Genomic DNA, 21,637 nt, shown 5'->3' with positions numbered 1-21,637 from the left:
CGCCTGGGCCGTGCAGTGCCACGCGGGCCCACCATGAACCACTGACAATCCACGCCATGCAACACCAGTCCACTGCCCACGACAACATTCCCGCCAGCCCCTTCGCCGGCGAAGCCCCCGACATGTTCTTCGGCCTGCCCATGGCCATGGCACGCGCCATGGCGCTGCGCGGCGAGCGCATCGGCAACGACAGGGCGCAGGTGCGCATGGGTTTTCAGCCGGAACAGGCCAATAGCCGCGGCGAGGTGCATGGCGGCTCTATCGCCACGCTGCTGGACTGCACCCTGGCCGCGTCCGCGCGTGCACACGACCCTGCCACGTATGGCGTGGCCACGATTGACCTGACGCTGCACTATGTTGCAGCGGGTACCGGGGATTTGATCGCCACCGCACGTTGCGAGCGGCGCGGGCGCTCCATCAGTTTTGCGCGTGGTGAGGTGCATGCCGAGGATGGCACGCTGATTGCCATGGCCACCGGCAGCTTCAAGCTGGTGCCCCGCCAGCCCAAGCCTGCCGGGGCGTAGGCGAGGCGGGCGGTGGCGCGGCTCAGGTAGGCTGCACGCCTGCTGCCTGTAGCAGACGGCCCCAGATCGGGCCCTCTTGTGCCCACGCCTGGGCAAACTTTGCGGGCGTGTCGTCGTCCACGGGAATAAAGCCAGCGGCGATGATGCGCGCCATGCCTTCGCGGCTGGCCACTGCGCTGTTGGCGGCTTCGGCCCACTGGCGCGCCACGTCTGCCGGCAGACCCTTGGGCGCAGCGATGGCCAGCCAGCCGACGATGGACAGGGCGTCTTGCTTGAAGCCGGCTTCCGCAAAGGTGGGCGTATCGGGCAGCAGCGGTACGCGCCGTGGGCCAGTCACTGCCAGGGCGCGCAGCTTGCCGCTGTCAATATGCGCCTTGAGCGACAGCAGGCTGCCCATGCCGATCTTGACCTGCCCGCCCAGCAGATCGGCAACCATGGGCGCCTCGCCCCGGTACGCGACATGCGCCATGTCGGCGCCCGCCACCTCGCTGAGCGTGGAGCAGGCCAGTTGGCCGTGCGAGCCAATGCCGTAGGAGCCGTAAGACAGCTTGCCCTTGCTGGCCTTGATCCAGGCCATGAATTCCTGCATGTTCTGCGCCGGCACGTCGGCCGTCACCACCAGCGCGATGGGTGCCAGGCAAACCCGCACCAGCGGGGTCATGTCGGTCAACGGGTCGAACGGCATTTTCTTGAAGATGTACCGGTTGGACAGCATGGTGGAGGTGGTGCCCAGCAGCGCCGTCAAGCCGTCGGGTGCCGACTTGGCCACGGCTTCGCCGGCGATCACGCCGCCCCCGCCGGGCTTGTTGTCCACCACCACGGACTGGCCGAAGCGCTGCGCCATGCGCTCGCCCAGCACGCGCGTGATGACATCGGTGGCGCCGCCTGCGGCAAAGGGCACCACCACCCGCACCGGGCGTGTGGCAAAGCTGGTTGGTGCTTGCGCCAGTGCGGTCAGCGGGCCTGAGGCCGCAGCGCCTGCCGCCAGGGCCAGCAGCTGGCGCCGGTTGCAGTGCAAAGGGTGGGTGCCATGTGTCATTGCCTTGTCTCCTGGTTTTATGGGGGTGGTGAGGGCAGCGGCGTGGCGCCGTCAGTCCATGGAAATCTTGGCGGCCTCGGCCACGGCCTTCCAGTGGGCGGCGTCCTTCTCCACCACGGGTTTGAACTCGTCAGGCTGCGAGCCCACGGCAATCAACCCCATGTCGGTCAGGCGCTTGTGCAGCTCGGGCGACTTGACGATGGCCGCCACCTCGGCACCCAGCTTGTCCACGATGGCCTTGGGGGTGGCAGCAGGCACGAACATGCCGAACCAGCCGTTGGCCTCCAGGCCGGGGTAGCCGGACTCGGTCATGGTAGGCACCTGTGGCAGCGCGGGGTGGCGCTGGGAGCCGGTGACGGCCAGGATGTTGACCTTGTCCGACTTGATGTGCGGATAGGCCGCCGTGGCATCGACGAAGGCCAGCGTCAGCTGCCCGCCCAGCAGTGCCGCGACTTCCGGCCCCGAACCCTGGTAAGGGATGTGGGCGATGTCGATGCCGGCCTTCTGCTTGAAGCGCTCGCCGTTCATGTGCGACGAGGTGGCGTTGCCGTAGCTGCCGTAGTTCAGCGTGCCGGGCGCGGCCTTGGCCTTGTCCACGAACTGCTGCAGCGTGGTCACGCCCGTGCTGCGCGGCACCATCAGCAGGTCGGCCGACTTGGCAATCTGCGACACCGGCGCCAGGTCACCGAGCTTGTAGGGCACCTTCTTGTACAGCGCCGGGATCTGCACCACGGCGGTGATCCCCATCAGCACGGTGTAGCCGTCGCCAGGCGCCTTGGCCACGATGTCGTTGCCCAGCATGCCGCTTGCGCCGGGCTTGTTCTCCACCACCACGGGCTGACCCCAGCGCTGAGAAAGCTGCACGCCGATCAGGCGGGCAATGGTGTCGGTACCGCCGCCGGCCGGGTAAGGCACGATGACGCGAATGGGTTTGCTCGGGTACGGGTCCTGCGCCTGTACACCGCCAGCGCCGCAGGCGGCGGCCAACGCGATCAGGGGCAGCCATTGGGTCAGGGTCTTGCGCCGGGTGAATGCCATGGTGTTGTCTCCTTGGGTGGGTGTGATTCCGTGATGTGTTGCCGACGGCCCGTCAAAACTGGCGCGACCCGTCGGCGGGACGCCGAGCAAGGGCCGCCCCGCAGCGAGGGCGGTCCCCCTGGGGGGATGGCGCGAAGCGGCTCAGGGGGTCAAAGTGTTCTGGCGATGATTTCTTTCATGATCTCGTCGCTGCCGCCGTAGATGCGGCCGATGCGCGCGTCGGTCCAGGCGCGGCCCACCTGGTATTCGGTCATGTAGCCATAGCCGCCGTGCAGCTGCAGGAACTCGTCGAGCAGGCGGTTCTGCAGCGCCGTGGCGTTGAGCTTGACCATGGCGGCGCGCTCGGGGGTCAGCTTGCGCTCCATGTGCAGCTTCATGCATTCGTCCACGAAGGTGCGCAGCATGGTGGCCTGCGCCTTGGCCTCGGCCAGCTTGAAGCGCGTGTTCTGGAACTCGAACACGGTCTGGCCGAAGGCCTTGCGCTCGCGCGTGTAATCGATGGTCTTCTGCAGGAAGGACTCGATGCTGCTGGCTGCGCGCACCGCCACCACCAGGCGCTCCTGGGCCAGCTCCTGCATCAGGTACCTGAAGCCCATGTTTTCCTCGCCCAGCAGGTTGCCCACGGGCACCTTGACGTTGTCGAAGAACAGCTCGGAGGTGTCCTGCCCCATCAGGCCGATTTTTTCGAGCTTGCGGCCTTTGCTGAAACCCGGCGTGCCTTCTTCCACCACGATCAGCGACACGCCCTTGGCACCCAGATCGGGCGCGGTCTTGCAGACCACGATGACGATTTCGGAATTGATACCGTTGGTGATGAAAGTCTTGGCGCCGTTGATGATGTAGTGGTCGCCTTCGCGCTTGGCCGTGGTGCGCACGGACTTCAGGTCGCTGCCCGCGCCGGGCTCGGTCATGGCGATGGCGCCGATCATTTCACCGGCGGCCATTTTGGGCAGCCAGCGGTCGTGCTGCTCCTGGTTGCCGTAGGCGTAGATGTAGGGCGAGACGATGTCCGAGTGCAGCGGGAAACCCAGCGCCGTGGCGTTGGTGCGGCCCACTTCCTCGATCAGCACGGCAGCGTGGCCAAAGTCGCCGCCGCTGCCGTAGGGCTCGGGCAGCATGGTGTTGAGCAGCCCTTCACGGCCGGCCTTGCGCCACACTTCCTTGGGCACGATGCCGTTGCGTTCCCATTCGGCCAGGTGCGGCACGATTTCCTTGTCAAAGAAGTGGCGCACGGCGTCACGGAACTGTTCATGGTCTTCACGGAAAACGGTGCGCTGGATCAGGTCTTGCATGGTCGGGGTCTCAGGATAAAAGTTCAAAACAGGCCCCAGCGCTTTCTGAATAATCGCTGGCAGCCATGGTTTCAGGAGTCGCGCAGGGCAAAGCCCGCCTGCGGCTCGCCGCGAAAGCGCTCCTTGAGCTTGCGGCGCAGCAGCTTGCCGGTCTCCAGGCGCGGCAGGGCATCGACAAACACCACGCGCTGGGGCAGCTTCATGCGCGCCAGCACCTCGGCGGCCTGCTCGGCGATGGCGCGGGCCGTGGCCAGCGAGCCCTCGGCGCCCGGGCGCAGCACCACGGCCGCCAGCGGCACCTCGCCAAAGTCGGGATGGGGCACACCCACCACGGCCACCTCCTGCACACCGCAGTGGCGCGCCAGCGCGTTCTCGATCTCCTGCGGGTACAGGTTGACGCCGCCCGAGAGGATCAGGTCCGCCCGGCGGTCGCTCAGGAACAGGTAGCCCTCGGCATCCACATGGCCGATGTCGCCATAGGTGATCCAGCCGCGCTCGTTGATGGCCTGGCGGGTTTTCTCGGGATCGTTGAGGTAGCTGAACTGCCCGCCACCCGAGAAATACACCTGGCCGATCTCGCCCGCGGGCAGCTCCCGGCCGTCGTCATCCACGATGTGCAGCTGCCCCGTGGTGGGCCGACCCACCGAGCCGGGGCGCTGGCGCCACTCGGTCGAGTTGATCATCGTCGTGCCGCAGCCCTCGGAACCCGCGTAGTACTCCATCAGGATGTCGCCCCACCAGTCGAGCATGGCGCGCTTCACATCCACCGGACAGGGCGCTGCGGCATGGATGGCCACGCGGTGGCTGGACAGGTCGTAGCGCCGGCGTACCTCTTCGGGCAGTTTGAGCATGCGGACGAACATGGTGGGCACCCACTGGCTGTGGGTGACGCGGTAGCGCTCGATCAGCGCCAGCGCGGTTTCGGCGTCAAAACGCTCCATGACCACGGCCTGCCCGCCGAGCTCGAGCACGCGCAGCGTGTAGCGCAGCGGCGCAGCGTGGTACAGCGGCGCGGGCGACAGATAGACGGTGTGCTCGTCCATGCCCATGATGCGTCCCGTGGCAAGCGCTTCGGGGTCGGCCTGGCCGCGCAGCGCGGCGGGCCACAGGGGCTTGAGCACGCCCTTGGGCCGGCCCGTGGTGCCAGAGGAATACAGCAGGTCGCGGCCCAGCGGGCGGTCCGCAAAGTCTGCCGGCGGGCCTTGCAGGGCCTGCAGCGCGGCCGGCAGCGAAGGCGCCTGCGGCGTGGCTGCATCCACCGTCCAGCAAGGCAGAGGGTGGGCGGCCTGCAGTTCGGCGAGCTGGGGCAGGGTCTTGTGCGATGCCACCACCAGCCGCGCGCCGCAGTCTTGCACGATGTAGGCCACCTCGGCCGGCGTCAGGTGGGTGCTGAGCACGGCGGCATACAGGCCCGCCTGCCGGGCCGCCAGGGCCAAGGCCAGGATCTCGACGCGATTTTCCAGCACCACCGCGAAACGCTCGCCGGCCTGCAACCCCTGGGCATGGAGCCACTGCGCCATCTGCAAGGCACTGCGGGCCACCTCGCCAGCGGTGTAGCGTGCGCCGGTTTCGGCCATGACCAGCACCACCCGCTCGGGAGCCGTTGCCGCACGGCTGAAAAAACCCCCATGCCCCACCGCTACGCGGGTCGCCGCCCCCCGAGGAGGTGGCTTTTTGCCTTGGGGCTGCCCGGCGGCAAAAAAATCCTGCATGTCTGTCATCTGTTGTTCCTTGGCAGGCCGCCGCGGCGGAGAGGTCCACCAAAAAGCGAAATGCCTGTCTCACAAAAATGATTTGTTGACGGATTTTTTCAGGCCGCATGGGCAAAACGTACCGGGTAAACACGGTGTTTAGCACAAACTAACTCGCACAAAATCATTTTTAATGGATCATCAGTCTCATAAACACATGGAGTGAGCATGAAAAATCCCGTCATCGTCGATGCCATTCGCAGCCCCATGGCCCGGGCCAAGCCCGGTGGCGCACTGGCCCAGCTGCATCCCGTGGACCTGCTCTCCCAGGTGCTGGAGCAACTGGTTGCCCGCAACAAGATCGACCCCGGCCAGGTGGACGACGTGATCTGCGGCTGCGTCAGCCAGGCGGGCGAGCAGGCAGGCACGCCCGGGCGCCTGGCCTGGCTGGCCGCCGGCCTGCCTGCGCATGTGCCCTCGACCACCATCGACCGCAAGTGCGGCTCCAGCCAGCAGGCCGTGCACTTCGCGGCGCAGGCCATCATGGCCGGCACGCAGGACATCGTGATCGCCTGCGGCGTGGAATCGATGAGCCGCGTGCCCATGGGCAGCTCGCGCATGGGGCAGAACACCACCGGCCCGCGCTTCGACGCACGCTTCGCACCCGGCCTGGTGGGCCAGGGCGTATCGGCCGATCTGGTGGCCGCGAAGTGGGGGCTGTCGCGCACCGATCTGGACACCTACGCCGCATGCTCGCACCAGCGTGCCCATGCCGCGCAGTCGGGCGGTGGTTTTGCCCGCGAGATCGTGGGCATCGATACGCCTGCCGGCCGCGTCATGGCCGATGAAACCATCCGCCCCGGCACCACGGTGGAAAAGCTGGCCGGCCTGAAGGCCGTGTTCCAGAGCGAGGAGCTGTCGGCGCGCTTCCCGCAGATCCAGTGGGCCACCACGGCCGGCAACGCCTCGCAGATGACCGACGGCGCCAGCGCCATGCTCATCATGAACGAGGAGCGCGCGCTGCAGCTGGGTCTGCGCCCCCGCGCGCGCTTTGTCGCCTTTGACGTGGTGGGCGACGACCCGCTGTACATGCTCACCGCCCCCATCCCCGCCACCCAGCGCGTGCTGGCCAAGGCCGGCATGCAGCTGGACGACATCCACCACTACGAGATCAACGAGGCCTTTGCCTCGGTGCCCATGGCCTGGCAAAAAGAGCTGAAGGCCGACGGCGAGCGCCTGAACCCGCGCGGCGGCGCCATCGCCCTGGGCCACCCGCTGGGCGCCTCGGGCATCCGCCTCATGACCACCATGCTGCACGCCCTGGAAGACAGCGGCCAGCGCTACGGCCTGCAGTCCATGTGCGAAGCCGGCGGCATGGCCAACGCCACGATCATCGAGCGCTTGTAACTCCCAATTCAATAGCATTCGGCGCTTTCTGGAAAAGCGCTAAAGCCCAAAAAGGAAAGCAACATGAAACTGACACAAGGAATGACCGCCCTCGTCACCGGCGGCGTCTCGGGCCTGGGCGAGGCCTCGGCCATCGCGCTGCTGGAGCGCGGCCTGAACGTGGTGGCCGTGGACCTGAACGACGAGCGCGGTGCGGCCATGGAACAAAAGTACGCCGGCCGCCTGCGCTATGTGAAGGCCGACGTGTCCGACGCCGAGCAGATGGCCCAGGCCGTCGCCGCGGCCGAGGCGTTTGGCAACTTCCGCGCGCTGGTGCATTGCGCCGGCATCGGCGGGCCGGTGCGCCTGATCGAGAAGGACGGCAGCCCCGGCTCGCTGGAAAAATACACCAACATCATCCGCGTGAACCAGATCGGCAGCTTCAACACGCTGCGCCTGGCGGCCGTCGCCATGGCCAAGAACGAGCCGATCGATGGCGAGCGCGGCGTGTGCGTGCTCACCGCGTCGGTGGCGGGCTATGAGGGGCAGATCGGCCAGATTCCCTACGCCTCCTCCAAGGCCGGCGTGATCGGCATGACCATCGTGGCCGCACGCGACCTGGCCTCCAAGCTGATCCGCGTGTGCACCATCGCCCCGGGCCTGTTCGACACGCCCATCCTGGCCAAGCTGCCCGAGGCCGTGCGCCAGTCGCTGGGCGCTTCGGTGCCCAACCCGGCCCGCCTGGGCCACCCCAGCGAATACGCGATGACCGCGCTGCACATCCTGGAGAACCCCATGCTCAATGGCGAAACCATCCGCCTGGATGGGGCCATTCGCATGCAACCTAGATAACACCCCCCTGAGCGGCTACGCCGCTTCCCCCCGCTCTCGCATTGCTGCGCAATGCGGGCAGGGGGACGCCACCAGCGCGGCGGGGCGGCCCTTGCGCGGTGGCCCTGGCTGGGGTTGCGCCAGTTTCATGGGTCGAGAGTCCTGCAACGCGGCGAATCACTGAAAGGATTTTTATGAGTTCCACGGTACTGGTCGAAGTGCGCGGCAACGTGCTGGTCATGACGCTGAGCAACCCCGAGGCGCGCAACGCCGCGACGCTGGAGATGGCCGAGGCCATGGCGGCGGCGCTGGACGAGCTGGACCGCAACCCCGCGCTGCAGGTGGGCGTCATCACCGGCGCGGGCGGCACGTTCTGCGCAGGCATGGACCTGAAGGGCTTTTTGCAGGGCAAGCGCCCCAGCCTGCCGGGCCGGGGGTTCCTGGGGCTCACGCAACAGCCGCCGCGCAAGCCGCTGATCGCCGCCGTGGAGGGCTATGCCCTGGCCGGAGGCTTTGAAACCGTGCTGGCCTGCGACCTGATCGTGGCCGCCAAGACGGCCAAGTTCGGCCTTCCCGAGGTCAAGCGCGGCCTGGCCGCCGCCGCGGGCGGGCTGCTGCGCCTGCCCAAGCGCCTGCCCTACCACGTGGCCATGGAAGCCATCCTCACCGGCGACATGTTCAGCGCCGAGCGTGCCCAGGCCCATGGCCTGGTCAACCGCCTGGTCGAGCCTGGCCAGGCGCTGGACGCTGCCCTGGAACTGGCCCAGGCCGTGGCCGCCAACGGCCCGCTGGCGCTGATTGCCAGCAAGCGTGTGGCGCAGGAATCGGCCGACTGGCCGCAGGCCGAGATGTTCGAGCGCCAGGCCGTCATCACCGCACCGGTGTTCGCCTCGCTGGACGCGCGCGAGGGCGCCGCGGCCTTCGCCGAGAAGCGCGCGCCGGTCTGGAAGGGTGTTTGATGGGAAAAGAGGCGTTGCCGCCCGTCCATCCAGCGCAAATAGCTGGCTAATTCATAGCGAAAAGGCGGCCGCAGTGCCGCCAGGCCCCAAGGAGACAAGACCATGCCAATCCCCCATCGCTGCCACGCGCTGCGCCTGGCAGGCGCCAGCGCCCTGCTGGGCCTGGCCGCCCTGGGTGCATCCCAGCCCGCACGGGCCGACACCACCTGGCCCACGCGCCCCATCACCTTCGTCGTACCCGGTGCGGCGGGCGGAACCACCGACACGCCCGTGCGCTTCATGGCGCAAAAGCTCAGCGAGCGGCTGGGCCAGCCCATCGTGGTGGACAACAAGCCCGGCGCGGGTGGCTCGCTGGGCAGCAGCCTCGTGGCGCGCGCTCCTGCGGACGGCTACACCGTGCTGGTGGGCAACACCGGCTCCAACGCCATCAACTACACCGCCTACCAGAAGCTCCCCTACAAGGCCGAGGATTTCATCGCGCTGACCGACATGATCTCGTTCGCCAACGTGCTGGTCGTGCCGGTGAAGTCGCCCATCAAGAGCCTGAAGGAACTCGTCGCCGCCGCCAAGCGCGAGCCGGGCAAGCTGGCGTTTTCGTCCGCGGGCGTGGGCCAGACCACGCACCTGATGGGCGAACTGCTGCGCCAGAGCGCGGGGGTGGACGTGGTCCATATCCCCTACAAGGGCTCCGCGCCCGCCACCCTGGCCATCGTGGCGGGCGAGACCCAGTTCATGTTCGACAACCTCACGGGGTCGCTGGGCCACGTCAAGGACGGCAAGCTGCGCGCCCTGGCCGTGACCGGCGCCACGCGCGAGCCCGAGCTGCCCGACGTGCCCACCATGACCGAGCTGGGCATGAAGGACTTCGACAAGGTCGGCTGGATGGGCTTCTTCCTGCCCGCCAAGACGCCGCCGGCCGTCGCCAAGAAACTCACCGACAACCTCATCGCCGTGCTGCAGGACCCGGCCGTGGTCAAGCGTTACCGCGAACTCGGCGGCCGGCCCGGCGGCATGGCGAGCGAGCCGTTCGCGCAGATGGTAGAGCGTGACCGCCAGGACTGGGGCGAGCTGATCCGCAGCCAGAAACTGCAGCTCGATTGAGCGACCAGCGGGCAGGCGCCGCCGACGCGGACGCAGGAAATGGTTTTGACGTCAAGCAACGACAGGAGACAAACACCATGCCACATCCGATGAGCCGACGCGCCGCCCTGGGCGTGCTGGGCTGCGGCCTTGCCGGCAGTGCCCTGGCGCAGGCCGGCGCCGACGCCGCAGCTGCGTTCCCGGCCAAGCCGATCCGCCTGATCGTGCCGTTCCCCGCTGGCGGCGCGACCGACACCCTGGCGCGCCACCTGGCCAAGGGGCTGCAGCAAAGCTGGGGCCAGCCGGTCATTGTCGAAAACAAGCCCGGCGCCGGCGGCATCCTGGGCACCAAGACGGTCATCGGCTCGGCCCCCGACGGCCATACCCTGCTGGTGCATCTGGCTTCGGTGCTGCAGCAGCCCCACCTGCGCCCCAGCAAGCCCTACACCATGGCCGAGCTGGCCCCCATCACCAACCTGGTGCGCGCGCAGTTGACGCTGGCGGTGCAAAAAGACCTGGGCGTGCATACGCTGGACGAGTTCATCGCCCTGGTGCGCAAGAACCCCGGCAAATACAGCCTGGGCAACTACGGCCCCGGCACCACGCCGCACCTGCAGGGCTTGATGTTCGCCCGCCAGGCCAATCTGGACATCACGCCGGTGGCCTTCCAGGGCGGAGCGCCGCTGCTGGTGGCGCTCAAGGGCAACCATGTATCCGCCGGCCTATTGGACGTGGCAGCCCTGCGCACGCTGGGCGACAACGCCAAGCTTCTGGCCATCACCGGTCCCAAGCGCTGGCCCAGCCTGCCGGACGTGCCGACCTTTGTGGAAAAGGGCTACCACTCGCTGGATGCCGAAGGCTGGATCGGCCTGTTCGCCCCGGCGGGGACGCCCGAGGCCATCCAGCAAAAGCTCAACCGCGAAGTGGTGCGGCTGCTGCGCTCGCCCGAAATCACCACGGCCATGCAAGGCCTGGACATGGAGATCGTGGGCAACGAGCTGCAGGCCTACCGCCGCCAGGTGCAAGGCGACGACGCGCTGTACGCCCGCATCATTCAGGAAACCGGCGTCCGGCTGGACTGACGAGCTGAGCGACGCCCTATGCCCATCTACCTGACCCAGGGCCTGCACCGCGCGCTGCAGCAGCACCCGCAGCGCACCGCCACCCTGTGCGGCGCGCGCCGCCAGGACTGGCGCACGCTGGTCAGCCGCGTGGCGCGGCTGGCCGCCGTGCTGCGCGCCCAGGGCGTGCAGCCGGGCGAGCGTGTGGCCCTGCTGGCGCACAACAGCGACCATTGCGTCGAGGCCTTCCTCGCCACCTGGTGGGCGGGCGGCGTGGTCTGTCCGCTGAACACCCGCTGGAGCCGCGCCGAGATGCAGCACGCGCTGCAGGACGTACAGCCCCGGCTGCTGCTGGCCGACACCGCCCTGCTGCCCGGCGCACCGGCGTTGCCCGAACCCATCCCGACGCTGCTGCTGGGGACGAACACCGATCCGGCCAACGCGAACATCGCCTGCACCGAGGCGCTGCTGGCCGCCGCCCAGCCGCTGGAAGACTGCCGCCAGGGCGGCGACGCGCTGGCCATCGTGCTGTTCACCGGCGGTACCACCGGCTTTCCCAAGGGCGTGATGCTCTCGCACGCCAACCTGTGGTCGGCCAGCGTGGCGCGGCAGGCGCAGCTGCCCAGCACCGGTACCTCGCTGCTGGCCACGCCGCTGTTCCATGTGGCCGGCCTGGGCCGGCTGGTGGGGCAGATCGTGCAGGGCAGCACCTGCGTGATCGAAACCCAGTTCCGCCCCGCGCAGGTGCTGCAGGCGATCGCCGAGCATGGGGTCAGCGAGATCATGCTGGTGCCCAGCATGCTGCAGATGCTGCTGGACGCGCCGGACTTTGACGCCGCCCGCCTGCCCTCGCTCCAGCGCATCGTCCACGGCGCCGCGCCCATGCCGCAGCCGCTGCTGCTGCGCGCCATGCAGGCGCTGCCGCAGGTCGAATTTGCCGCCGCCTACGGCATGACCGAAACCGCCGCCAGCGCCAGCCTGAACGGCCCTTACACGCTGGCCAACCATGGCGCGCACCTGGCGCACCTGACCTCGGTGGGCCGCGCCGGCTGGGGCAGCGAGCTGCGCATCGCCGGGCCGGATGGGCAGGTTCTTCCTGTGGGCGCAGTGGGCGAAATCTGCGTGCGCGGCCCCAGCGTGATGCAGGGCTACTGGCGCCAGCCCGAGGCCACGGCCCAGGTGCTCCAGGATGGCTGGATGCACACCGGCGACGGCGGCTGGATGGACGAGGCCGGCCATGTGTACCTGGTCGATCGCCTCAAGGACATGATCATCAGCGGCGGCGAGAACGTGTACTCGCTGGAGGTCGAGTCCGCGCTGATGCGCCACCCCGCCGTGGCCCTGTGCGGCGTCGTCGGCGTGCCGGATGCGCAATGGGGCGAGGCGGTGCACGCCGCCGTGGTGCTGCGCCCCGAACACACAGCCACCCCCGAGGCGCTGCGCGAACATGCCAGGGCGCAGCTGTCGGGCTTCAAATGCCCGCGCGTGGTGCATGTGCTGGACGCGCTGCCGCTGTCGCCCACCGGCAAGATTTTGAAGAACCGTTTGCGCGAGCAGCTTGCCCGCCTTGCGCCAGACCGCAACCCCTAAATTCCAGGAGCCCCCATGCGCCCTATGCAGCGTGCCGTCCATGTCGTCGGTGTCGGCATGATCCCCTTCACCAAGCCCGGTGCCAGCGAACCCTACCCCGTGATGGGCGCGCGCGCCGCCCAGCTTGCGCTGCAGGACGCGGGCGTGGATTACGCCGAGGTGCAGCAGGCCTATGTCGGCTATGTCTATGGCGACTCGACCGCGGGCCAGGCGGCGATCTACGGCGTGGGCCTGAGCGGCATCCCGGTGTTCAACGTCAACAACAACTGCGCCACCGGTTCCAGCGCCCTGTACCTGGCGCGCCAGGCGGTGGAAAGCGGCATGGTGGAATGCGCCATCGCGCTGGGTTTTGAGCAGATGCAGCCCGGGGCCCTCAAGGGCGCCTGGGACGACCGTCCCTCTCCCATGGTGCGCTTTGCCGAGACCATGGTCGCGCACCAGGGGCTGGATGCGGCAGCGCCGCGCGCGGCGCAGTTCTTCGGCGGCGCGGGGCTGGACTACATGAAGCAGTACGGCATCCGTGCCGACACCTTCGGCCGCATCTCGGTCAAGGCGCGCCAGCATGCGGCGCGCAACCCGCTGGCGGTGTTCCGCCAGACGCTGACGCTCGAAGAGGTCATGGCCTCGCCCCAGGTGTTCGGCCCGCTGACGCGCTACCAATGCTGCCCGCCCACCTGCGGCGCGGCAGCGGCCGTGCTGTGCTCGGCCGACTTTGCCAAAAAGCACGGCCTGGACCAGCGCGTGACCATCGCCGCCCAGGCCATGACCACGGACACCGCCAGCACCTTCGACAGCGATGACATGCGCCGCGTGGTCGGCTACGACATGTCGGCCGCAGCGGCGCGCCAGGTGTACGAATCTGCCGGCGTCGGCCCCGAGGACGTGCAGGTGGTCGAGCTGCACGACTGCTTCACGGCCAACGAGCTGATCACCTACGAAGCCCTGGGCCTGGCCCCCGAGGGCGGGGCCGAGAAATTCATCCTCGACGGCGACAACACCTACGGCGGGCGCGTGGTCACCAACCCCTCGGGCGGCCTGCTGTCCAAGGGCCACCCGCTGGGCGCCACGGGCCTGGCGCAATGCGCCGAGCTGACCTGGCAGCTGCGCGGCCAGGCGGGAGAGCGCCAGGTCGAGGGCGCACGCCTGGCGCTGCAGCACAACCTGGGACTGGGCGGCGCCTGCGTGGTCACGCTGTACCAGGCGGCTTGATACGGCGGAGCACAGCATGAGCGCATTGCACACCGGCGCCACAGTGGCCGAAACCTTCCGATCGGCGCTGCGGTCCTTCCCCGAACGCGTGGCGCTGGTGCTGCCCGACGGCAGCCACTGGACCTACGCCGAGCTGCAGCGGCGCGTCCAAGCCATGGCGCGCTACCTGCGCGCGCGCGGGCTCACGCACCAGGACGGCCTGGCGGTGCTGACCAGCAACCAGCCCGAGGCCTTGGTGGTCATCATCGCCTGCGCCTGGCTGGGCCTGCGCCAGACCTCGCTGCACCCCCTGAGTGCGCTCGATGACCAGGCCTTCGTGCTGCAGGATGCGGGCATCAGCACGCTGGTGGTGGGCGCGCAGCATGTGGAGCGCGGCCAGGCACTCCAGGAGCGCGGCGTGGTGCCCCAGGTGCTGGGGCTGGGCCCGTCGGCGCTGGGCGAGGACGCCATCGCCGCCAGCCTGGCCTTCGACGGCGGTGAGCTGCCCATCGCCGCACGGCCCGAGGACATCTACCGTGTCACCTACACCGGCGGCACCACCGGTCGTCCCAAGGGCGTGGTCCACCGCAGCCGCACCACGCTGACCATGCTGCTGCAGCAACTCGCCGGCTGGGAATGGCCCGAGGCGCTGCGCGTGCTGGTCGCCACACCGATCTCGCACGCCGGTGGTTCGCTGGTGCTGCCCACGCTGCTGCGCGGGGGCACGCTGGTGCTGCTGGACAAATACGCGCCCGATGCGTTCTTGCAGGCCGTGCAGCAGCACCGCATCACCGCCACCTTTCTGGTGCCCACGCAGATCTATGGCCTGCTGGACCACCCTGGCCTGGACCAATGGGACCGCTCCAGCCTGCAGTACGTGCTGTATGGCGCCTCGCCCATGGCGCCGGCGCGGCTGGCCGAGGCGCTGCAGCGCTTCGGGCCCATCTTTGGCCAGCTCTACGGCCAGGCCGAAGCGCCGATGACCATTAGCTATCTGCGCAAGGACGCGCACGACCTGGCGCGCCCCGAGCGGCTGCAGTCCTGCGGCCAGGCCTTGCCGGGTAACCAGGTGCGGCTGCTGGATGCGCAAGGCCAGGAGGTGGCCGCCGGCGAGGTGGGCGAGCTGTGCGTGCGCAGCCCCTTGGTCATGGAGGGCTACCTGAACCGCCCCGACGCCACGGAAGAAGCCTTTGCCGGCGACTGGCTGCACACCGGCGACATGGCGCGCCGCGACGCCGATGGTTACCTGTACCTAGTGGATCGCGCCAAGGACATGGTCATCACCGGCGGCTTCAACGTCTATTCCAGCGAGGTCGAGGCCTGCCTGGCCCTGCATCCGGCCGTGGCGCAATCCGCCGTCATCGGCGTGCCCGATGCCAAATGGGGCGAGGCGGTCGTGGCCCTGGTGGTGCTCAAGCCCGGCGCCAGCGCCGGGCCCCAGGCGCTGATGGACTTCGTGCACGCGCACAAGGGCGCGCTGCACACGCCCAAGCAGCTGTGGCTGGAGCCAGCGCTGCCCGTGACCCCGCTGGGCAAGATCGACAAGAAAGCCTTGCGCGCCCGCTTCTGGGACGGGCAGGCGCGGCAGGTGGGCTAACGAGGCGACCGCCATGAACACCGCTTTCGAAGCATCGCAGGCCATCGCCCTGCCCCATTGGCCCAGGGGCGTGCCGCACGAGCTGCGCGTGCCGCGTGTCACGCTCGATGACTACCTGGAGGTGGCAGCCCGCCGCACCCCGGACAAGCCGGCCATCCTGTTTGGCGGCGCCTGCATCCGCTACGCCGAGCTGTGGGCGCAGGTGCAGGCGCTGGCCGGCTACCTGCAGCAGCGCCTGGGCGTGCAGGCGGGCGACCGGGTGCTGCTGCAAAGCCAGAACTGCCCGCAGTTCACCATCGCCAGCTACGCCATCTTCCGCGCCGGCGCGGTGCTGGTGCCGGTGAGCGCCATGACCACGGCCACCGAGCTGCGCTACTACGCCGGCGACAGCGGCGCGCGCGTGGCCATCGTGGCGCAGGAGCTGCTGGCCAGCGTGCGGCCCTGCATGGCCGAGGGGCTGCTGGACGCGGCCCTGGTCCACGCCTATAGCGACCTGCTGCCCGCCCACCCCGACGAGGGGCTGCCCGAGGTCGTGACCGCGCCGCGCGCGCCACTGCCCGGCGGCAACTACCACGGTTTTCAGGCCGCGCTGGAGCAGGCCCTGGCGCCCGCGCCGCGCAGCGCCGGGCCCGACGACCTGGCCGTGCTGCCCTACACCTCGGGCACCACGGGCCATCCCAAGGGCTGCATGCACACGCACGCCACCATGCTGGCCCCGGTGGTGGCCGGCCAGCAATGGCGCGGCACCCATGCCGACATGGTGAGCCTGGCCGTGGCGCCCATGTTCCACATGCTGGGCATGCAAGCCGGCATGAACGCGCCCATGGTCACCGGGGCCACCGTGGTGATGCTGCCGCGCTGGGACGCCTTGCAGGCCGCGCGCCTGATCGCACGCCACCGGGTCAGCGTCTGGTCGGCCCCGCCCAGCATGGTCATCGACCTGTTCGCCCAGGCCGACGCGCACCAGATCGACGTCGCGAGCCTTACGCTGCTGGGCGGCGGCGGCGCCGCCATGCCCGAGGCCGTGTCCACCATGCTGGCCGAGCGCTTCGGCCTGACTTACAACGAGGCCTACGGCCTGACCGAGACCGCCGCCTTCCTGCACGCCAACCCCGTGCAGCATGGCAAGCGCCAGTGCCTTGGCATGGCCACGCAGGGCGTGCATTCGATCATCGTCGACCCCGAGACCCTGCAGGAGCTGCCTCAGGGCGAGGTCGGCGAGCTGGTCACCAGTGGGCTGCAGGTCATGCGCGGCTACTGGCGCAACGAGGCGGCCGACCGCGCTGCGTTCTTCGAGCGCGATGGCCGGCGCTACTTCCGCACCGGCGACCTGGCCTATGTGGACGAGGAAGGCTTCTTCTTTATGCGCGACCGCCTGAAACGCATGATCAACGCCTCGGGCTACAAGGTCTGGCCGGCCGAGGTCGAGACCATGCTCTACGGTCATCCGGCCGTGCGGGAGGCCTGCGTGATCGGCGTGGCCGACGCGCGACGCGGCGAGACCGTCAAGGCCGTGGTGGTGCGCAAGTCCGGTGTTGCCCTGAGCGAAGACGCACTCATCGAATGGTGTCGGGCGCAGATGGCGGCCTACAAGGTGCCGCGCCTGGTCAGCTTCGTCGATCAATTACCCAAGTCTGCAACCGGAAAAATCCAGTGGCGCCAGCTGCAAGAGGCGGCGCAGAAAGAACCCAACCATGTCTGACATTTCCTCCTTCACCGGCCGCCACGTCTTTGTCGCCGGCGGCACCAGCGGCATCAATCTGGGCATCGCCCAGGCGTTCGCACGCGCCGGCGCCCATGTCACCGTCATGAGCCGCTCACCCGACAAGGTACAGCAGGCGGCCGAAGGGCTGCGCGCGCTGGGCGCCCAGGCGCTGGGCATCAGCGCCGACGTGCGCGACCCCGCCGCGGTCGACGCCGCGCTGCGCCAGGCGCATGCGCAGTTTGGCGAGATCGACGTGCTGATCTCCGGCGCGGCGGGCAACTTCATCGCACCGGCGGCCGATCTGTCGCCCAATGGCTTCAAGACGGTGATCGACATCGACCTGAATGGCACTTTCCACGTGCTGCGCCTGGCCTACCCACTGCTCAGGAAGCCGGGCGCCAGCGTCATCAGCATCTCGGCGCCGCAGGGCGTCAACCCCACCATGTACCAGGTCCATGCCTGCGCCGCCAAGGCCGGCATCGACATGATGACGCGCGTGCTGGCCATGGAATGGGGCGAGGTGGGCGTGCGTGTGAACGCCATCGCCCCCGGCCCGATTGGCGACACCGAGGGCATGCGGCGCCTGGCACCATCGCCCGAGGCGCTGGCCAATGCAGTGGCCAGCGTGCCGCTGCAGCGCATGGGCACGCTGGAAGATATTGCCAACATGGCGCTGTTCCTGTCGTCACCACAGGCGGGCTACGTGACGGGTGCGGTGATTCCCGTGGATGGCGGCTCGTCGCTGCGCGGCGGGCGCGACATGCGCGCCTCTTACGTGCCCCGGAGCGCGGCATGAGCAAGACCTACGAACGCATCGTTTTCGGCGTGCAGGACGGCGTGGCCACGCTGACCTTGAGCAACCCCGACAAGCGCAACGCCTTCGACCCCGCCATGCGCGTGGAGATGGCCGAGGTGGTGCGCCAGGTGCAGGCCGACCCTGCCATCCGCGCGCTGGTGCTGACGGGCGCGGGCGCGCATTTCTGCTCGGGCGGGGACCTGGGCAACATCGCGGCCAGCGGGCTGGACAACGGCGGCTGGCGCCGGCGCCTCACCAGCCTGCACGACTGGCTCAAGGACCTGATGCTGCTGGACAAGCCGGTGGTCGCCGCCGTGGACGGCGCGGCCTATGGCGCGGGCTTCAGCCTGGCGCTGGCGGCGGACTTCATCATCGCCAGCACGCGCGCGCGCTTTGCCATGTCGTTCATCCGCGTCGGCGTGGTGCCGGACTGCGCGGCGTTCTACACCCTGCCGCGCGTGGTCGGCGTGCAGCGTGCGCGCGAGCTGATGCTGTCGGGCCGCGAGGTCTCGGCCGAGGAGGCGCTGCGGCTGGGCATTGCCACCGAGCTGGTCGAGCCCGGCGCGCTGCAAGGCCGCGCCCAGGACATCGCGCGCAGCTTCGTGGGCGCATCGCCCGTGGCGCTGAGCCTCATCAAGCGCTCGCTCGCGCTGGCCGCCAGCGACCTGCCCTCGCTGCTGGAGCAGGAGGCCAACGCCCAGGCCCTGGCCATGGGCACGCCCGAGCACCGGGACGCTGTGCGTTGCTTCCTGGAGAAAAGGCCAATGCCCTTCCAGTGGCCGCAGGCCTGATGTGGAAACAGGCGAAAATCTCTGGTTTTTTGAGCTTTTGAGGTCCATGTGAACGTGAACGCAGATCCGGACGGCAAACTGGTCAGCGCCCTGGTGCGTGGCGTTTCCATATTGCGGTGCTTTTCCAACAAATGCCAGGAACTCAGCGCCAAGGAGCTGATGGACCTGACCGGCCTGCCCAAGCCCACGCTGTTTCGCCTGACGGACACGCTGTGCGAGCTGGGTTTGCTGCGCTACTCGGAGCGCCTGTCCAAGTACGTGCCGGGCCTGGGTTTGCTGCAGCTGGCCTCGCCCGTGCTCACGCGCATGGCCCTGCGCCAGTTCGCCCGGCCGCACATGCAGGCGCTGGCCGACCTGACCGAGGGGCAGGTGCAGCTGGCCGTGGGCTACAGGCGCGAGCTGTGCCTGGTGGAGCTGGCCAACGGCATGGGCAACACGGTGTTCCGCCAGGAAATCGGCGTGTCCACATCGCTCTCGCGCACGGCCACGGGCCGTGCCTACCTGCTGGGCATGGCAGAGAACGATCGCCAGGCCTACCTGCAGGACCTGCAGCGCAAAGACCCGCAGCGCGCCGTCTGGCTGGAGCAGCGCCTGGCAGACGCACGCGACGACTTCGCCCGCCACGGCTTTTGCCGCAGCCATGGCGACCTGCACCGCGAGATCGAATCCATCGCCGTGCCCATGTCGCAGCCGCAAGACGGTGAACTCTGGGTGTTCGCGGTCTCGGTGCCGGTCTTCAGCCCCATATACACCCGGCTGGAGACAGACCTGGGACCGCGCCTGCGCACGCTGGTGCGTTCGGTGGAGAGCGTGCTCGGGGCATCGGGCCTGACCTGATGCGGCCCAAAGCAACACACAACACCAACCAAGGAGACACCGTGAAGGTACTGGACAGCGTACGCGTGCTGGAGATTGGCGGCCTGGGGCCGGGGCCATTTTGTGCGATGCACCTCGCCGACCTGGGGGCGGACGTGATCTCCGTGGTGCGCGAGACGAAGGGCCGCGAGACCACCGGCGCGCTGCTCAACCGTGGCAAGCGCTCGGTGTTCGCCGATCTCAAGACCGAGGAAGGCCGCCAGCTGGTGCTGGCGCTGGTGGCCGAGGCCGATGCGCTCATCGAAGGCATGCGCCCCGGCGTGATGGAGCGCCTGGGCCTGGGGCCCGAGGAGTGCCTGGCGGTCAACCCCCGCCTGGTGTATGGGCGCATGACCGGCTGGGGCCAGAGCGGGCCGCTGGCACCGCGCGCCGGGCACGACACCAACTACGCCGCCGTCAGCGGCGCGCTGTGGGGCTGCAGCCCGGCGGACGCGCGGCCCGTGTCGCCCTTCGCCGTGCTGGGCGACATCGGCGGCGGCGCCCTGTACCTGATGACGGGCCTGCTGTCGGGCATCGTGCAGGCGCGCGCCACGGGCCGCGGCACGGTGGTGGATGCCGCCATCGTGGACGGCGCAGCCCATATGCTGAACCTGAACCTGAGCGCGCGCCAGCGCGGCGTGGTGGCCGACGAGCGTGGCCACAGCATGTACGACAGCTCGCCCTTTTATGAGACCTATGTCTGCGCCGATGGCAAGCACATCACCCTGGGCGCGATCGAGCCGCAGTTTTACGCATTGCTGCTGGAGACGCTGGGTCTGCAGGGCGATGCCGATTTCGTCACCGGTCAGTGGGACAAGGCCGCCTGGCCACAGCGCCGCGCGCGCCTGGCGGCTTTGTTCCTCAGTCAGCCCTGCGCCCATTGGCAGGCGCTGCTGGAGCCCACCGACGTGTGCTTTGGCGCCGTACTCAGCCCGCCCGAAGCGGCAGAGCACCTGCACATGCGCGCGCGCGGGGTCTATGTCGAGCAAGGCGGCACGCTGCAGGCCGTGCCTGCGCCGCGTTTCGATGGGGCCGCATATGCGCCGGGTGAGGCATGCGCACCCGGCGCGCACACCCAACAGGTGCAGGCGCAACTGGCGGCACAAGGCGCCAGGGCCGTGTGGCGCAAGTGAGCCGGGCCACCGAGCAGGTGCGGCTGGGCGCGGTGCAGAAAAAAAGCCCACGGCGAACACCGTGGGCCATGGCTGCGCGCCGCGCCGGGCGCCTCAGTTCGAGATGTTCTTCTCTTTGATGATGCGTGACCACAGCGCCAGGTCGGCCTGCATCAGCCGGGCTGCGTCCTTGGGGCTGGAGCTTCGGGGCTCGACGTTCTGGGCGCGCATGGCCTGCACCAGCTCCGGCTTGGCCAATACGCGGGCCAAGGCTTTGGCCATCGTGGCAGTCTGCGCCTCGCTTATGCCCGCAGGGCCTGCCAGTACCACCCAGGGTACCCCGGCGACTTCCTTGAAGCTCTGTTCCTGGATGGTGGGTACGTCCGGCAGCGCAGGCATGCGCTGGGGGTAATTCACGGCGATGGCGCGCACCTTGTCGGACTTCAAATGGGGGGCGACGACGGTGGAGTCGGCGATGAGCACGCCGATGTGCCCGCCCAGCAGGTCGGCCATGGCCGGCGAGCCGCCCTTGTAGGGCACGGCCTGCATCTTCACGCCGGCCAGGCTGTTGAGCCACTCCATGGTCAGGTGCCCCGTGCTTCCCACGCCCATCGGGCCGTAGGTCATGCCCGGCTTGGCCTTGGCCACCTGCAGCAGATCCTGCAGCGAGCGCACATTTTCCAGGCCGGGCACCTGGGGGTTGATGACCACGAGGGTGAACTGTTCGTAGAGCAGGGAGATGGGCGTGATCTTGTCCAGGTCGGGGTTCTGGCCCGCGAGCACCTTGCCCAGCATGGTCATCGTCGGATACAGCACATAGGCGGGTTGCTGGGGTGCGCTGCGCTCCACTGCCTTGGCGGCCAGCATGCCCGAGGCGCCGGGCAGGTTCTCCACGATGAAGCTCTGCCCCAGTTCGCTCGACAGGGCGGGCGCGATCAGGCGTGCAAGGGTGTCGGTGGCACCACCGGCGGCGAAACCCACATACAACTTGCTCACCTCACTGCTGTAGGCGGGCAGTGTGCCCGCGGCAAGCACGGTGGCCGCGCCCAGCAGCAGGGCGCGGCGCGAGGGCAGGTGCATTTTCTTCAGTGCTCCAGGCATG

The 21,637-nt window shown here is 68.8% G+C and carries 19 protein-coding genes; 14 read left to right on the top strand and 5 right to left on the bottom strand.

All coding sequences use genetic code 11. The annotated features are described in order from the left end of the window. Positions 1-56: 56 nt before the first annotated feature. Positions 57-524, top strand: coding sequence for a PaaI family thioesterase (locus K225_RS0102345; RefSeq protein WP_026434909.1), 468 nt, complete (start codon positions 57-59; stop codon positions 522-524). Positions 525-546: 22 nt separating this feature from the next. Here K225_RS0102345 and K225_RS0102340 read toward each other — a convergent pair whose 3' ends face one another. The 4 genes from K225_RS0102340 to K225_RS0102325 all read right to left on the bottom strand — a co-directional run bounded on the left by K225_RS0102340 (position 547) and on the right by K225_RS0102325 (position 5,614). Continuing rightward, positions 547-1,563, bottom strand: coding sequence for a tripartite tricarboxylate transporter substrate binding protein (locus tag K225_RS0102340; protein WP_026434908.1), 1,017 nt, complete (start codon positions 1,561-1,563; stop codon positions 547-549). Between the two features lie 51 nt (positions 1,564-1,614). After that, positions 1,615-2,601 (bottom strand): tripartite tricarboxylate transporter substrate binding protein, encoded by a 987-nt coding sequence (locus K225_RS0102335; RefSeq protein ID WP_026434907.1) that lies wholly within the window; start codon positions 2,599-2,601, stop codon positions 1,615-1,617. A gap of 149 nt (positions 2,602-2,750) precedes the next feature. Further along, positions 2,751-3,893 carry an acyl-CoA dehydrogenase family protein gene (locus K225_RS0102330; protein ID WP_026434906.1) on the bottom strand — a complete coding sequence of 381 codons (1,143 nt, stop codon included), beginning with the start codon at positions 3,891-3,893 and terminating at the stop codon, positions 2,751-2,753. Positions 3,894-3,964: 71 nt separating this feature from the next. Further along, complete coding sequence (locus K225_RS0102325) at positions 3,965-5,614, bottom strand: AMP-binding protein (protein ID WP_238323169.1); 1,650 nt, start codon at positions 5,612-5,614, stop codon at positions 3,965-3,967. Positions 5,615-5,812: 198 nt separating this feature from the next. Here K225_RS0102325 and K225_RS0102320 point away from each other — a divergent pair, with 198 nt between their 5' ends. The 13 genes from K225_RS0102320 to K225_RS0102260 all read left to right on the top strand — a co-directional run bounded on the left by K225_RS0102320 (position 5,813) and on the right by K225_RS0102260 (position 20,556). After that, a complete protein-coding gene (locus tag K225_RS0102320; protein ID WP_026434904.1) occupies positions 5,813-6,991 on the top strand; it encodes a thiolase family protein in 1,179 nt (392 codons plus the stop codon). Between the two features lie 63 nt (positions 6,992-7,054). Further along, positions 7,055-7,822: an SDR family NAD(P)-dependent oxidoreductase gene (locus K225_RS0102315; RefSeq protein ID WP_026434903.1), complete on the top strand. Its 768-nt coding sequence runs from the start codon at positions 7,055-7,057 to the stop codon at positions 7,820-7,822. A 173-nt stretch (positions 7,823-7,995) separates the two neighbouring features. Then, a complete protein-coding gene (locus tag K225_RS0102310) occupies positions 7,996-8,760 on the top strand; it encodes a crotonase/enoyl-CoA hydratase family protein (protein ID WP_026434902.1) in 765 nt (254 codons plus the stop codon). 102 nt (positions 8,761-8,862) lie between these two features. Beyond that, the gene (locus K225_RS0102305; RefSeq protein WP_026434901.1) at positions 8,863-9,861 is read left to right on the top strand and encodes a tripartite tricarboxylate transporter substrate binding protein; all 999 of its coding nucleotides are present in this window, start codon (positions 8,863-8,865) and stop codon (positions 9,859-9,861) included. 77 nt (positions 9,862-9,938) lie between these two features. Further along, positions 9,939-10,922, top strand: a complete 984-nt coding sequence (locus tag K225_RS0102300; protein ID WP_026434900.1) for a tripartite tricarboxylate transporter substrate binding protein — start codon at positions 9,939-9,941, stop codon at positions 10,920-10,922. Positions 10,923-10,940: 18 nt separating this feature from the next. Beyond that, positions 10,941-12,491, top strand: a complete 1,551-nt coding sequence (locus tag K225_RS0102295) for a class I adenylate-forming enzyme family protein (protein WP_238323168.1) — start codon at positions 10,941-10,943, stop codon at positions 12,489-12,491. Between the two features lie 24 nt (positions 12,492-12,515). After that, on the top strand, positions 12,516-13,700 hold the full coding sequence (locus K225_RS0102290; protein WP_026434898.1) for a lipid-transfer protein: 1,185 nt from the start codon (positions 12,516-12,518) through the stop codon (positions 13,698-13,700). Positions 13,701-13,716: 16 nt separating this feature from the next. Further along, entirely contained in the window at positions 13,717-15,276 is a 1,560-nt protein-coding gene (locus K225_RS0102285) for an AMP-binding protein (RefSeq protein WP_026434897.1), read from the top strand. Positions 15,277-15,289: 13 nt separating this feature from the next. Further along, positions 15,290-16,978 carry a long-chain-fatty-acid--CoA ligase gene (locus tag K225_RS20205; protein ID WP_051248596.1) on the top strand — a complete coding sequence of 563 codons (1,689 nt, stop codon included), beginning with the start codon at positions 15,290-15,292 and terminating at the stop codon, positions 16,976-16,978. Then, positions 16,971-17,777, top strand: coding sequence for an SDR family oxidoreductase (locus K225_RS0102275; RefSeq protein ID WP_026434896.1), 807 nt, complete (start codon positions 16,971-16,973; stop codon positions 17,775-17,777). Before K225_RS20205 ends, K225_RS0102275 begins: the two co-directional genes overlap by 8 nt. Next, positions 17,774-18,568, top strand: coding sequence for an enoyl-CoA hydratase/isomerase family protein (locus K225_RS0102270; RefSeq protein WP_026434895.1), 795 nt, complete (start codon positions 17,774-17,776; stop codon positions 18,566-18,568). The genes K225_RS0102275 and K225_RS0102270 overlap by 4 nt, the downstream gene beginning before the upstream one ends. 48 nt (positions 18,569-18,616) lie before the next feature. After that, positions 18,617-19,405: a helix-turn-helix domain-containing protein gene (locus tag K225_RS0102265; RefSeq protein WP_081679578.1), complete on the top strand. Its 789-nt coding sequence runs from the start codon at positions 18,617-18,619 to the stop codon at positions 19,403-19,405. A 41-nt stretch (positions 19,406-19,446) separates the two neighbouring features. Beyond that, entirely contained in the window at positions 19,447-20,556 is a 1,110-nt protein-coding gene (locus K225_RS0102260; protein WP_026434893.1) for a CaiB/BaiF CoA-transferase family protein, read from the top strand. Positions 20,557-20,649: 93 nt separating this feature from the next. On the opposite strand, the gene K225_RS0102255 is transcribed toward K225_RS0102260, so the two are convergent. Continuing rightward, positions 20,650-21,636 carry a tripartite tricarboxylate transporter substrate binding protein gene (locus tag K225_RS0102255; RefSeq protein WP_026434892.1) on the bottom strand — a complete coding sequence of 329 codons (987 nt, stop codon included), beginning with the start codon at positions 21,634-21,636 and terminating at the stop codon, positions 20,650-20,652. Position 21,637 lies beyond the last annotated feature (1 nt).

It is taken from the genome of Acidovorax sp. JHL-9 (assembly GCF_000426205.1).
In the GTDB taxonomy this organism is placed as follows: Bacteria; Pseudomonadota; Gammaproteobacteria; order Burkholderiales; family Burkholderiaceae_C; genus Acidovorax; species Acidovorax soli.
This window is presented reverse-complemented; position numbering and strand designations above follow the sequence as displayed.